The following is a 13,044-nucleotide window of genomic DNA, read 5'->3' as shown; positions in this document are numbered from 1 at the left end:
GGGAAAGCAGGGTTACAAATGCGCCTCAATATAGCGCTGATAGCGGTTCGCCTTCAGATAACACAAATCCACCAGCACCAGGCCGTCAACGCAGTTGTTGAATGCCGGGTCGCTTCCGAAATCAATAAACTGTACGCCACCCGGTTCGCACAGCTCGGAATACTGCTTGTAGAGCGGCGGAATGCCGCAGCCCAGATTGCCGAGCAGGGATTTCAGCTTCGTCAGATCGTCGACATAATCCACGCCGCCAAACTGCGCCAGCACATCCGGAAGCGATGCCGGGTAGGGCTGGCGTGACGCCGCGAGCGGATGGCTTGCCGGGAACCAGAGGCGGTAAAACGCCACCAGCAGATCCCGCGCGGCAGGCGGTAAGCCGCCGGATATCGAGACCGGACCAAACAGATAGCGGTAGTGGGGATAACGCGCCAGATAGGCACCAATGCCTGACCACAGATAGTCCAGACCTCGGCGTCCCCAGTAGCGCGGCTGAATAAAGCTGCGCCCGAGCTCAATGCCGTGCTCCAGCACATCCTGCATTTTGTCGTCGTAGTGGAACAGGCTGTAGCTGTACAGTCCTTCCGGCCCCCGACGCTCCACTTGTCTGGCGGTGGGCATAAAGCGATACGCGCCGACAATCTCCAGATCCTCATCGTCCCATAAGATCAGATGCAGATAATCATCATCGTAGCTGTCAGTGTCCCGGCGTTTACCGCTCCCTTCTTCCACCGCGCGAAAAGCAATTTCACGCAGGCGGCCCAGTTCGCGTAGCAGTGGCGCCTCTTCCTGGCCGTTACGCTGCCAGAGATAGATGGATTTTCCATCGCCGGTTTTGCCCAGACATTCAGCCTGCGCCAGCTCGCGTTTTAGCGTAGCCCGGTCTTCCGGACGGGCAATGGCGCACTGGGTTTTAAAGACGCCAGGCACTCCCTTGCCAAGACGTATCACGTGCTGACGGCACTTTTCGGCCATCTCACGCGACGAAAGGGTGGCGCTATACCAGTCACTCCAGGCAATCTGCTGACCGATTGTAATCGGCAGCTGGCTATGGCGACGGCGGAACATCTGCTGCATCAGCAGCAGCATGGATAACGTCGGCGACACCAGCGTGCTGGCATAAAAGAGGAGGCTGTTGTGCGCCTGAATATGTACCGGCAGCAGCGGGGCGCGCAGTTTGGTGGCGAGTTTGATAAATCCCGAGTGCCATTTTTTATCGCGAATGCCTTTTCGCGTCGGCCGGGAAACTTCACCCGCCGGGAAGAAGATCAGCACGCCCGCGTTTTGCAGATGTTGTTCCATCTGTACCAGCGACGTTTTTGCCGTTCTGCCGCCCATATTATCGACCGGGATAAACAGCGAGCTTAGCGGCTCCAGGTGGGTCAGCATCCGGTTGGTCACGACTTTGACATCGCGTCGTACGCGTGAGACGGCGTACATCAGCGCCAGCCCGTCCAGAGTACCTGTCGGGTGGTTGGCAATGATAACCAGAGGGCCATGTTCGGGGATTTGTTCGAGATCGCGGGCGGAAACGGTGCAGAGAATATCAAGGTGCTCCAGAACTTGCTCCACCATATCCAGTCCTTTCAGGTGGCGGTGTGCTGCGGCAAATTGCTGGAATTCTTCTTCGTAAAACAGCCTTTTTAACAGACTTTTTTGCCAGGGTGCCGGCCTCGCCTGAGGCCAAAGGTCATCGAGAACGCTATCGAGACTAAACATGATCACTCCTCCTGCCGTCTTGCGATGACAGTAGAAGGGGGAGATGTCGGTTGTATTGCAGTTTGGTGAAGTTTCGTGAGGCAGGGAGAGCAGGCCGGGTCAGGCGAAACCGCCCCCCGGCACCGTTGCGCCTTAGCGCAGAATTTTCTTCTCAGCCAGATCCAGCGCAAAGTAGCTGAAGATCAGATCCGCACCCGCGCGTTTGATCGCACCCAGGCTTTCCAGGATCACTTTCTCTTCATCGATCGCACCCGCCATGGCGGCGAATTTGATCATCGCGTACTCGCCGCTGACCTGGTACGCGCCCAGCGGCAGCGAGGTGCGTTCGCGAATATCACGCAGGATGTCGAGATAGGCTCCCGCTGGTTTAACCATCAGGGCGTCTGCGCCCTGGGCTTCATCGAGCAGGGATTCACGGATAGCTTCCCGACGGTTGAGTGGGTTCATCTGATACGTTTTACGATCGCCTTTCAGCGCCGTACCGGCTGCTTCACGGAACGGGCCGTAGAAAGAGGAGGCAAATTTGGTGGAGTAGGACATGATGGCCGTGTCGGTAAAACCGGCAGCATCCAGCGCCTGGCGGATAGCCTGCACCTGCCCGTCCATCGCAGCCGATGGCGCGATGAAATCAGCACCCGCAGCAGCAGCAACCACCGCCTGCTTACCAAGATTCAGCAGGGTAGCATCGTTATCCACACCGTGATCGCACAGCACGCCGCAGTGGCCGTGAGAGGTGTATTCGCAGAAACAGGTGTCGGACATCACGACCATTTCCGGCACGGTCTCTTTGCAAATGCGCGACATACGGGCGACCAGACCGTCCTCTTTCCAGGCATCGCTGCCGGTGGCGTCGGTATGATGGGAGATGCCGAAGGTCATCACCGAGCGGATCCCTGCATTGGCGATACGTTCGATTTCACGCGCCAGATGCTTTTCAGGAATGCGCATCACGCCAGGCATGGCTTCGATGGCCTTGTAGTCGTCAATCTCTTCTTCAACAAAAATCGGCAACACCAGATCGTTTAAGGTCAGTGTTGTCTCTTCAAACATAGCGCGTAGTGCGGGTGACTTGCGCAGGCGACGGGGACGAGCAATTAAATCGGTCATGGTATGCCTGAGGTTTGTGGAACAAAGAGGGTTAGTGTACCTCAAAGTGAAAGAAGGTGTTTTACCAAAGTGGGCATTTTGTCGAGGGGGAAATCCCGATGCCAACGCGTCACGCGATCAATAATATCCTCCCTTCCACTGCGTTAATTGTTCACGAAATATTGGTTTTATTTCTATGATGAAGTAAATATATCATTGAAAATGATCTATTTATTTTTATTATATTTCTTATCTTTATAAGGGGTGTTTTAACTGCCTGTTTTATAATGATTATTGATGGCATTGTATCGCTTCTGCATTATTTTCATGTTGTTTGTCTGAATGCGGACTTAATGGAATGATTCATTGAACCTTTTCAGATTGAAAATGCATAATTCCCTCCGCAATTAAGTATTGCAAAATCGTTAGATGGACAAACTTGCTTACGTCCCTGAGGAGGGATGACCCAATGCAAACATGGAAAAAGAAACTGGTTGTATCACAACTTGCATTAGCCTGCACCCTGGCTATCGCTTCTCAGGCCAATGCGAAGGATATTTCTGGTACGACATATAATACCTTCGGATATGATAATACGGCAGCTGCTCCCTGGTATTATGGTTACGCTGACTGGGATTACTCTGATGCGACGCACGATGGTGATATTTATCCGGTGATTAATAAATCCACCGTGAATGGTGTTATATCAACCTATTATTTGGATGATGGTATCAATGGGCGGGCGAATGCGCTGAGCATTTCCAACAGCACCATTAATGGCATGATCACTTCAGAATGCATGACCGCGTCATGTGCTGATGGCGTGGATACGGACGGCACAACCCATTCTCAATACGACCGTTTTAGCCTGACCGTCGATAACTCCACGATCAATGATACTTACGAGCATTATGCGTATAACGTTGTGAACGGGGAAAATACGGAAACGCACTATCTGGACACCTATGCGCTGGGCAATGCAATTACCCTGGATGTGGAATCGGATATTGTTATTCAGAATAACTCTCACATCGCCGGCATTACCCTGACTCAGGGGTATCAGGAACGGGATAATACCCCGTATGACGGTGTGGAAGGTGTGGCGAACAGCAGCAATGTCTTTACCGACACGCTGCTGGTGAAAGACTCGGTGCTGACCTCTGGCGCATACAGTGACCTGGGCACCAGCGGGTTCTATGGTCAAACCGCGAAGCCGAGTGATTACGGTGAAACCAATGCCACTGCGGCTGACGACGCGGCGCTGATTGTTGCTGCCAGCGCGTCTGACAACGCGATGCAGACCACCGCCATGTTCGATCACTCCACGATCACCGGCGATATCCTGTTCTCCAGTACCTTCGATAACAACTTCTACCCGAACGGCGATCCGGCAACCGATACGACGGCTGACGGTATATACAACCCAACCACCAACGGCTGGGATGACACCGATAAGCTGGACGTCACGCTGACCAATGGCAGCAAATGGGTCGGCGCAGCGCAGTCCAGCGTTGAGGCTATCGGCACCGCGCAGATGTATGGCCTGGGCTACAGTGACGTTGACTGGCGCACCCTCTCTCCAGATAGCATCTGGCCGGATTCCACGTTCGACAATAATGGACATGTCGCGGGTGAAGCGGTCTATCAGAGCGGTCTGTTCAACGTCACGCTGGATAACGGCTCTGAGTGGGATACCCGTAAGCTCTCTAACATCGACACGCTGACGGTGAATAATCATTCGCAGGTCAATGTTGAAAACTCGGGCCTGCTGGCTGATTCCATCACCCTGTCCAATGCTTCATCTCTGAACATCGGTGACAATGGTGCCGTGGCAACCGACAGCCTCTATCTGGACAGCGACAGCCGTGCGGCCCTGACAGAGGAAACCGCGGAGCTGTATGCCAATACCATTACCGTGGACAACGGTGCGGAGCTGTCTCTCGGCCTCGGCCAGGTGGATACGCACAATATGGTGTTGACGGATGGCGGCGTGCTGAACGTGGCCAGCCGTGATTACGTGTTGAACAGCGATCTGAACAACGCCCGCTATATCACCAATGATATGAGCAAAGCCGATTACGACTACGGCGTTGTGGCACTCAACGCTGACGGCCATCTGGCCGTGAATGGTGACATGGCAGGGAATTACGCCGTGCGTATCGACAACGCCACCGGCGCCGGCTCTGTTGCTGACTATAAAGGCCAGGAGATTATCCGTGTTTATGACAACAACACGGAGACCCGCGCCAGCTTCACTGCGGCAAATAAAGCCGATTTAGGGGCATATACTTATCAGGCGCAGCAGAAAGGCGACACTGTTGTTCTGCAACAGCAAGCGCTGACCGATTATGCCAACATGGCGCTGAGCATCCCGTCTGCTAACACCAACATCTGGAATCTGCAGCAGGATGCAGTTAGCGCGCGTCTGACCAACAGCCGTCATGGCCTGGCGGATAACGGCGGGGCATGGGTAAGCTACGTTGGCGGCAACTTCGACGGCGATAATGGCGTTATCAGCTACGATCAGGAAGTGAGCGGTATCATGGTTGGTCTGGACACCCTCATTGACGGTAATAATGCGAAGTGGATCGTCGGTGGTGCGGCAGGTTTCGCCAAAGGCGATATCAGCGATCGCACCGGTCAGGTGGATCAGGACAGCCAGACGGCAATGATGTACGCGTCCGCGAAATTTGCGAACGATCTGTTCATCGACAGTTCCCTGAGCTACACCCGGTTCAACAACGATCTCTCCGCGACCATGAGCAATGGTCAGTATGTTGACGGTAACACCACCACCGACGCCGTTGGTTTTGGGTTGAAACTGGGCTATGACTGGAAACCAGACCTCTCTGGTTATGTGACGCCATACGCAGCCGTGTCGGGTCTGTTCCAGTCCGGTGATGACTATCGCCTCAGCAACGACATGCGCATGGATAGTCAATCCTATGACAGCCTGCGTTACGAAGCGGGTGTGGATGCCGGTTACACCTTTAACTACGGCGGTGACCAGGCACTTACGCCTTACTTCAAACTCGCTTATGTCTATGACGACGCTGGTAACGATGCCGATGTTAACGGTGACAGCATTGATAATGGCGTGAAAGGCTCCGCGGTGCGGGTTGGTCTGGGTACCCAGTTTAGCTTTACGAAGAACTTCAGTGCTTACACTGATGCCACTTATCTGGGCGGCGGTGACGTTGACCAGAACTGGGGCGCAAATCTGGGTGTGAAATATACCTGGTAATAAATAAAAGCGGGGGATAAGCCCCCGCTTTTTTATAGATGACAATAAAAAATAATAGTGAACCGACAAATACGGATGTCTTGAGGTCTGCATGAACGTTAATGCGAAACCACTTTCTGAATTAAGCCGGCTCGAAGCATGTTTGATAGCAGCCAGTACCCCGTTTAAATCTGCTCCACAGCAATTAATTACCTCGGGCAAGGGGAGTGAGCCTTGTACCTACGTATTCCAGACCGGCGTTATTGAAGTTTATCGTCATTCAGACGATCTGCTGGTTGGCATTGCGTCAGCCCCTTTTATTTTTGGACTGTCTGCCGTAGTGATTAATCACAGTCAGGAATACAGAGTCACTGCCAAAACGGCCTGTACCGGTTTTTATTTGCCCGCGGCGACCACCCGTCAACTCATTCAACAGCATTCGCTCTGGAAAGACGCATTTTGCTGGTTATCCTGGATAAATTACATTCTGGGCAAACGCGACAGGCAGCTGGTGGGAAATAACTCCTATCACCAGATCCGCGCAATGCTGCTGAATATGGCCGAGTGGGATGAAACGCTGCGTTCAAAAATTGGTGTGATGAATCATATACAACAAAGCACGCGTATTTCACGCTCTGTCGTTGCCGAAGTGCTCGCTGCTTTGCGACAAGGCAACTACATCAATATGAGCCGGGGCAAACTGGTCAGCATCAACCGTTTGCCCACGGAATATTAAGGCTGGATGGAGGCGGTGAGCACCTGGGCTTTATTGGCGCTCAGCTCAGCCACCAGGTTATTGATGCCATCGCTCATATTGACGAAACGCGTATTTGGAGAGCGGGTGACGACCACAAACGCGCCCACGTTGGACTGCGGGATCATCGCCATATAGGTGATGAATCCACCGCCGCCACCGGTTTTCTGAATAATGCCCGGTCGGCCATTTTTGGGTGCCATATAGACCCAGCCCATGCCCAGCGCGTCGGCTTTACCCGGTACGTCCATGCCGATCACGCGGTGCAACTGGCTACGCTGGTAAATCAGGGTCTGCATGCGATCGGCCTGGTGACTGCGCGCATAGAAATCTGATGAGAGGAACTGCTGCATCCAGCGCATCATGTCGCCTGGCGTTGAATAGACCCCGCCACTGCCGATGGCTGCCAGGGTGTTATTACACGGGCTTGCGCCTTTCTCTGCCACCATCAGGCGTCGGCACTGATCCGGAGAAGGGGTAAAGGTGGTGTCCTTCATGCCGAGCGGGCGCGTTATCTGCTCTTCAAAGAGCTGCGGGTAAGGTTTGCCTGCTGCCGTCGAGAGCGCATCTGCCAGCAGGTCAAACGCCAGGTTTGAATAAGATGCCTGTGAACCCGGTGCCGATTTCAGCGTGGCGGTGCTCAGGTAGTTCCAGCGCTGTTCGCGCGTTGGCCAGACAAAAACGTCACGGTGCGCCGCGCCGCCGGGTTGTTCGCGAGGCAGCGCGCTGGTATGGGTGGCAAGGTTTACCAGCGTGATGGGCGTGCCCTGATAGGTTGGAACGCGTGCGCCTGGCGGCGCATATTTGCTGAGCGGATCGTCGAGCTTGACCACGCCCTGATCGAGTAATTTCACCAGCATTTCGCTGGTCATCAGCTTGGTTAAGGACGCAATGCGGATCACGGAATCCAGCTGCGGGTGAACGTTATTTCCCGGTCGCGTTTCGCCAAAGCTGCGAAATACGCGCTGGTTGCCGTCGATGACCACCATCGCCATCCCGGTCGCGCCACTGCCGTAATAGATAAGGTTCGCGTAGCGATCGGCAATATCTGAAGCCAAAACGGGGGCCGTCAGCGGCTGAGCTGCCTGGGCGGTGGAGAAGCTCACCGCACACAGCGCGGCAAAAGAGAGCAGACAACGTTTCAACGAAAAGCATCCATGAATTGAATGAGAAAAGTAATGGGTATTTATACTACTAAAGCGCACGGTGCAATGCCCCGAATTGCATAACGATAGCGAGAAAAACGTAACCATGGGTAAATAAGCATAATTTCCTGGCGACCAGTCTCCCATTTTGTGACATCGGCCGTATGATAGAGGCCAGTGTCACTCAATCTTGCGGAGAACGATATGTCAGTGAAGCGTGTGGTTATGGTTGTCGATATGCAGCAAGGGGTGTTTGCAACGCCGCGTTACCAACGCGAAAAATGTGTTTCGCTTATCAATCAGCTCACGCAGGCCGCCGAACGGGTGATTTTTATTCAGCATACCGGTGAAGGCGGTCTGGAAGAGGGGAGCGAAGGGTTTGCGCTGCTGCCTGAACTCCATCAGCCCGCTGACGCGCTTTACGTCACCAAGACTGCCTGCGATGCATTTTATAACACCGCACTTGAAGCGGTGTTGCGCGAGCAAGGTATTCGCGAGTTTGTCATCTGCGGCTGTGCCACCGATTACTGTGTCGACGCGACCATCAAGAACGGGGTCAGCCGTGGCTATCACATTACCGTGGCGGAAGATGCCCATACCACGGCTAATCGTCCGGCAGCCGACGCGCCGATTCTGATTAACCATTACAACGACGTCTGGCGTGACTTTATTGCGCCGGCCAATCCTCTCGCGGTGAAACGCACCGAAACAATTCTCGAAAACTGGAAAGCGAACTAATAATTAACCCTCGGGTCTGACCTTTTTGCCTGCGCCGTCTGGCTCAGGCGAGATTTTCGTGTGGTGATGTGTTGAGCACAGCAACAGCCATAACAACAAGAAGGATGCATTATGTTTAAGTCTTTTTTCCCAAAGCCGGGGCCTTTTTTCCTGTCGGCATTTATTTGGGCACTGATCGCTGTCATTTTCTGGCAGGCTGGCGGCGGGGCGTGGCTGGCCCGCATTACGGGTGCAATGGGTGACGTCCCGATCAGCGCCGCTCGCTTCTGGTCGCTTAGCTATCTGCTGTTTTACGCCTACTACATGGTATGCGTTGGCCTGTTTGCCCTGTTCTGGTTTGTCTATGCGCCGCACCGCTGGCAATACTGGTCGATTCTGGGAACCTCGCTGATTATCTTTGTCACCTGGTTCCTGGTGGAAGTGGGGGTGGCAGTAAACGCCTGGTATGCGCCGTTCTACGACCTTATCCAGACCGCGCTGAGTTCGCCGCATAAGGTAACCATTAACCAGTTTTACCATGAGGTGGGCATTTTCCTCGGTATCGCATTGATTGCGGTGGTGATCGGGGTGATGAACAACTTCTTCGTCAGCCACTACGTTTTCCGCTGGCGTACCGCGATGAACGAACACTATATGGCGCACTGGCAACACCTGCGTCATATCGAAGGTGCAGCACAGCGTGTGCAGGAAGACACCATGCGTTTTGCCTCCACCCTTGAAGACATGGGCGTCAGCTTTATCAACGCCATCATGACGTTGATTGCCTTCCTGCCGGTGCTGGTGACGCTCTCGGCTCACGTGCCGGATCTGCCTGTTGTCGGTCATCTGCCGTATGGGCTGGTGATTGCGGCGATTGTCTGGTCTCTGATGGGGACGGGGCTGCTGGCGGTGGTCGGGATTAAGCTGCCGGGGCTGGAGTTTAAAAATCAACGCGTGGAAGCGGCTTATCGTAAAGAGCTGGTCTACGGTGAAGATGATGCTAACCGCGCCTCACCACCAACCGTACGCGAGCTGTTTGGTGCCGTGCGTCGCAACTATTTCCGTCTCTACTTCCACTATATGTATTTCAATATTGCGCGCATTTTGTATCTGCAGGTCGATAACGTTTTCGGTTTGTTCCTGCTGTTCCCGTCCATCGTTGCGGGTACGATTACGCTCGGCCTGATGACCCAGATAACTAACGTTTTTGGTCAGGTGCGTGGCTCATTCCAGTATCTGATCAGCTCCTGGACCACGCTGGTGGAACTGATGTCCATCTATAAACGTTTACGCAGCTTTGAGCGTGAGCTGGACGGCCAGGAACTGCAGGAAGTCACCAATACATTTAGCTAATACAGGGAGTTGCTATGACCTTTGCCGTACCGCGTGCGTTACCGTTGTCCTTACTGGCCGCTCTGGTGCTGGTGGGGTGTGCCGAAAAAGGGGCTGCCCCGCTTAAAGAAGGGGAGAAGCCTGTTGACGTGGCAAGCGTTGTGCGGCAAAAAATGCCCGCCAGCGTGAAAGATCGCAATGCATGGGCGGATGCGCTGGCAAAAACCTTTGAAAGCCAGAAGATTGCCCCTACCGAGGAGAATATCTGCTCGGTACTGGCGGTGGCGCAGCAGGAATCAATGTACCAGTCAGACCCGGTCGTGCCGGGTCTGAACAAAATAGCCTGGAAAGAGATCGACCGCCGTGCGGAATCGATGCATATCCCGGTATTCCTCGTGCATACCGCGTTTAAGATCACCTCGCCAAATGGAAAAAGCTACAGCGAACGGCTGGACACGGTAAAAACCGAGAAACAGCTCAGCGCCATCTTTGATGATTTCATCAGCATGGTGCCGATGGGGCAGACACTGTTTGGCTCACTTAACCCGGTACACACCGGCGGGCCGATGCAGGTCAGCATTGCCTTTGCGGAAAAGCATACCGACGGCTACCCGTGGAAAATCGACGGTACGGTGCGTCAGGAGGTCTTCTCCCTGCGTGGCGGCCTGTGGTTCGGCACTTATCATCTGCTGAACTATCCGGCGAATTACAGTGAGCCGCTGTACCGCTTTGCGGACTTTAACGCGGGCTGGTATGCCAGTCGTAACGCGGCGTTTCAGAATGCGGTCAGCCGCGCAAGCGGCGTGAAGCTGGCACTGGATGGCGATCTTATTGCCTACGGCAGCAGCGAGGCTGGCACCACGGAGCGGGCGGTGCGGAAATTATCGAACAGGCTTGGCATGAGTGAGAGCGACATTCGCCATCAGCTTGAGAAAGGCGATAGTCTGGCGTTTGAGAAAACCGATCTGTACAAGAAAGTCTTTACGCTTGCAGAACAGAAAAGTGGGAAAACATTACCGAGGGCAATCCTGCCGGGTATTCAGCTGGAAAGCCCGAAGATCACGCGTAACCTGACAACCGCCTGGTTCGCAAAACGCGTGGATGACCGCCGGGCTCGCTGTATGGGGCTTTAAAAGCGACGGCGAAAACGCAGTACTAATGCCACAACGCCTAAAATCATACACCCTGCGAGGAAAGGAATCAGGCCAAACAGGGTGCTTACGCCAAAGCCAATTTCCACTCGCGGGCGTCCGTTATCCTGCACCTGCATCAGGTGTTCATAGACTCCTGGTGCATGAACCAGCATATTGAGTAGCTGCGAACCCGCCCAGAAACAGAACAAGACAAACAGGGCATAAGCGATATTACCCGCCGTGGAGGTTTTTGGTTGTTTACCGCCAAAAATCGGTTTCGACAATGTAAAGTCAGCCATCACGACCTCCCGATAAATCACTCTGTTTTATATGCGTCTTACAGGGTGAGTTTGACAGGTCATAGCATTTGTCAATATCAGAATCGTGTTAATTTACCCTAAGGAATTCTCCTGGATTGTCGAATTCTGCAGCGCATCACAATTTCTTAACTTAATTGAAACAACAGCGTGTTTCAGAATTTCCGCATCAGCCACAGACCTCGTCATAAATCTGTGAGAGGATATCTTTTTTTCCTGCCGGAGTTGTCATGAAGCTCACTTCCAAACTACGCCGTGACTGGCATTACTACGCCTTTGCTATTGGGCTGATCTTTATTCTTAACGGTGTCGTGGGGCTGTTGGGATTTGAAGCAAAAGGGTGGCAAACGTATGCCGTGGGTCTGGTGACCTGGGTTATCAGCTTCTGGCTGGCGGGGATGATTATCCGCCGTCGTCCTGAAGAGACGACAGCGGATGAGACGGAAACGGCGAAGAGTCCCGATTAACCGTTTACGGAGCTTTTCAGGGCGCTGTCCGCAGCATGACGCTCCAGCGCCAGTTCAATCAGGCGGGTGATGAGTGCTGAGTAGCTTAGCCCGCTGGCCTGCCACAGCTTGGGATACATGCTGATGTTGGTGAAGCCCGGCAGGGTGTTGATTTCATTAATCACCACCTCGTTTTCAGGCGTCAGGAACACATCCACGCGCGCCATGCCGCTGCAGCCGAGCGTCTGATAAGCGTTAATCGCGATCGCGCGGATCTTATCGTTGATTGCCGGATCGATATTCGCAGGCACAACAACCTGGGCGCCTTTATCATCAATGTATTTGGTGTCGTAAGAGTAAAAATCACTGTTTAACACCACTTCACCGCAGGTGCTTGCCTGTGGGAAATCGTTGCCCAGCACGGCGCACTCAATTTCGCGGCCTTTGATGCCCTGCTCAACCACCACTTTATGGTCAAACTCAAAAGCCAGGCTGACCGCTTGCGTGAACTGCGCTTCGCTTGTCACCTTGCTGACCCCGACGGAAGAACCCTGGTTTGCGGGTTTCACAAACAGCGGCAGGCCCAGCTGACCGGAAATCTGAGCGAAGCTGTGTTGGTCACGGTTGGCGCGGGTGAGGGTGACAAACGGCGCAATATTCAGCCCCGCATCACGCAGCAGGCGCTTGGTGACGTCTTTATCCATGCAGGCAGCGGAACCCAGCACATCAGAACCGACAAACGGCAGGTTGGCCATGCGCAGCATCCCCTGCAGCGAACCATCTTCGCCAAGGGTGCCATGAACGATAGGGAAGACCACGTCAATCTGGGCAAGAGACTGCGCATTACCGGCGTCGATGAGTTGCCCTTGCACCACGCCGGGTACGGTCGCGACGCTGATTGCAGAAGGATTCAGGGCGATATGCGCCGGATCGTCAGCATTTAACAGATACTGGCTGGCATCGTTGACATGCCACTGCCCCTGTTTATCTATGCCCAGCAGCACCACGTCGAAACGGCTTTTATCGATTGCATCGACGATATTTTTGGCCGATTGCAATGAAACCTCGTGCTCCGCTGATTTTCCCCCAAAGACAATACCTACGCGCTGCTTTGCCATCTCATTCTCTTCCAGTCTGACGAAAAACCAATAACATACCACGATGCCCAGCGGGTTTCG

The 13,044-nt window shown here is 53.8% G+C and carries 11 protein-coding genes; 6 read left to right on the top strand and 5 right to left on the bottom strand.

Annotated features, from left to right (window positions below; translation table 11 throughout):
• Positions 1-12: 12 nt before the first annotated feature.
• Together QLG09_RS19410 and hemB are read right to left on the bottom strand one after the other, a co-directional pair.
• Entirely contained in the window at positions 13-1,713 is a 1,701-nt protein-coding gene (locus tag QLG09_RS19410; protein ID WP_020885252.1) for a lysophospholipid acyltransferase family protein, read from the bottom strand.
• Positions 1,714-1,845: 132 nt separating this feature from the next.
• A complete protein-coding gene (gene hemB / locus QLG09_RS19405) occupies positions 1,846-2,820 on the bottom strand; it encodes a porphobilinogen synthase (RefSeq protein WP_020885251.1) in 975 nt (324 codons plus the stop codon).
• 448 nt (positions 2,821-3,268) lie between these two features.
• Here hemB and QLG09_RS19400 point away from each other — a divergent pair, with 448 nt between their 5' ends.
• Positions 3,269-6,043: an autotransporter outer membrane beta-barrel domain-containing protein gene (locus tag QLG09_RS19400; protein WP_282489290.1), complete on the top strand. Its 2,775-nt coding sequence runs from the start codon at positions 3,269-3,271 to the stop codon at positions 6,041-6,043.
• Between the two features lie 91 nt (positions 6,044-6,134).
• Positions 6,135-6,758 (top strand): helix-turn-helix domain-containing protein, encoded by a 624-nt coding sequence (locus QLG09_RS19395; protein ID WP_014168808.1) that lies wholly within the window; start codon positions 6,135-6,137, stop codon positions 6,756-6,758.
• On the opposite strand, the gene ampH is transcribed toward QLG09_RS19395, so the two are convergent.
• On the bottom strand, positions 6,755-7,921 hold the full coding sequence (gene ampH, locus QLG09_RS19390; RefSeq protein WP_020885249.1) for a D-alanyl-D-alanine-carboxypeptidase/endopeptidase AmpH: 1,167 nt from the start codon (positions 7,919-7,921) through the stop codon (positions 6,755-6,757). The genes QLG09_RS19395 and ampH overlap by 4 nt on opposite strands.
• A 204-nt stretch (positions 7,922-8,125) precedes the next feature.
• Here ampH and QLG09_RS19385 point away from each other — a divergent pair, with 204 nt between their 5' ends.
• The 3 genes from QLG09_RS19385 to QLG09_RS19375 all read left to right on the top strand — a co-directional run bounded on the left by QLG09_RS19385 (position 8,126) and on the right by QLG09_RS19375 (position 11,103).
• Positions 8,126-8,659, top strand: coding sequence for an isochorismatase family protein (locus tag QLG09_RS19385; protein WP_025205011.1), 534 nt, complete (start codon positions 8,126-8,128; stop codon positions 8,657-8,659).
• 111 nt (positions 8,660-8,770) lie between these two features.
• Positions 8,771-9,991, top strand: a complete 1,221-nt coding sequence (gene sbmA / locus QLG09_RS19380) for a peptide antibiotic transporter SbmA (protein ID WP_049022711.1) — start codon at positions 8,771-8,773, stop codon at positions 9,989-9,991.
• Positions 9,992-10,005: 14 nt separating this feature from the next.
• Positions 10,006-11,103, top strand: a complete 1,098-nt coding sequence (locus QLG09_RS19375) for a DUF1615 domain-containing protein (RefSeq protein ID WP_014168812.1) — start codon at positions 10,006-10,008, stop codon at positions 11,101-11,103.
• On the opposite strand, the gene QLG09_RS19370 is transcribed toward QLG09_RS19375, so the two are convergent.
• Entirely contained in the window at positions 11,100-11,402 is a 303-nt protein-coding gene (locus QLG09_RS19370) for a DUF2755 family protein (RefSeq protein WP_020885246.1), read from the bottom strand. The two genes, QLG09_RS19375 and QLG09_RS19370, sit on opposite strands and share 4 nt — an antisense overlap.
• Before the next feature lie 248 nt (positions 11,403-11,650).
• Between QLG09_RS19370 and QLG09_RS19365 the strand changes: the two genes are divergently transcribed.
• Entirely contained in the window at positions 11,651-11,887 is a 237-nt protein-coding gene (locus tag QLG09_RS19365) for a DUF2754 family protein (RefSeq protein ID WP_020885245.1), read from the top strand.
• Here the strand turns inward: QLG09_RS19365 and ddlA are convergent.
• The gene (ddlA, locus tag QLG09_RS19360; RefSeq protein WP_020885244.1) at positions 11,884-12,984 is read right to left on the bottom strand and encodes a D-alanine--D-alanine ligase; all 1,101 of its coding nucleotides are present in this window, start codon (positions 12,982-12,984) and stop codon (positions 11,884-11,886) included. The genes QLG09_RS19365 and ddlA overlap by 4 nt on opposite strands.
• Positions 12,985-13,044: the final 60 nt, after the last annotated feature.

The sequence above is a fragment of the Enterobacter sp. V89_11 genome, from assembly GCF_029967775.1.
Taxonomy (GTDB): Bacteria; Pseudomonadota; Gammaproteobacteria; order Enterobacterales; family Enterobacteriaceae; genus Enterobacter; species Enterobacter ludwigii.
This window is presented reverse-complemented; position numbering and strand designations above follow the sequence as displayed.

Coding starts and splice junctions, on each gene's coding strand:
- QLG09_RS19375 (WP_014168812.1), top strand. CDS start 10,006: ATGACCTTTGCCGTACCGCGTGCGTTACCGTTGTCCTTACTGGCCGCT.
- QLG09_RS19370 (WP_020885246.1), bottom strand. CDS start 11,402: ATGGCTGACTTTACATTGTCGAAACCGATTTTTGGCGGTAAACAACCA.
- QLG09_RS19395 (WP_014168808.1), top strand. CDS start 6,135: ATGAACGTTAATGCGAAACCACTTTCTGAATTAAGCCGGCTCGAAGCA.
- sbmA (WP_049022711.1), top strand. CDS start 8,771: ATGTTTAAGTCTTTTTTCCCAAAGCCGGGGCCTTTTTTCCTGTCGGCA.
- QLG09_RS19365 (WP_020885245.1), top strand. CDS start 11,651: ATGAAGCTCACTTCCAAACTACGCCGTGACTGGCATTACTACGCCTTT.
- hemB (WP_020885251.1), bottom strand. CDS start 2,820: ATGACCGATTTAATTGCTCGTCCCCGTCGCCTGCGCAAGTCACCCGCA.
- QLG09_RS19385 (WP_025205011.1), top strand. CDS start 8,126: ATGTCAGTGAAGCGTGTGGTTATGGTTGTCGATATGCAGCAAGGGGTG.
- ddlA (WP_020885244.1), bottom strand. CDS start 12,984: ATGGCAAAGCAGCGCGTAGGTATTGTCTTTGGGGGAAAATCAGCGGAG.
- QLG09_RS19410 (WP_020885252.1), bottom strand. CDS start 1,713: ATGTTTAGTCTCGATAGCGTTCTCGATGACCTTTGGCCTCAGGCGAGG.
- QLG09_RS19400 (WP_282489290.1), top strand. CDS start 3,269: ATGCAAACATGGAAAAAGAAACTGGTTGTATCACAACTTGCATTAGCC.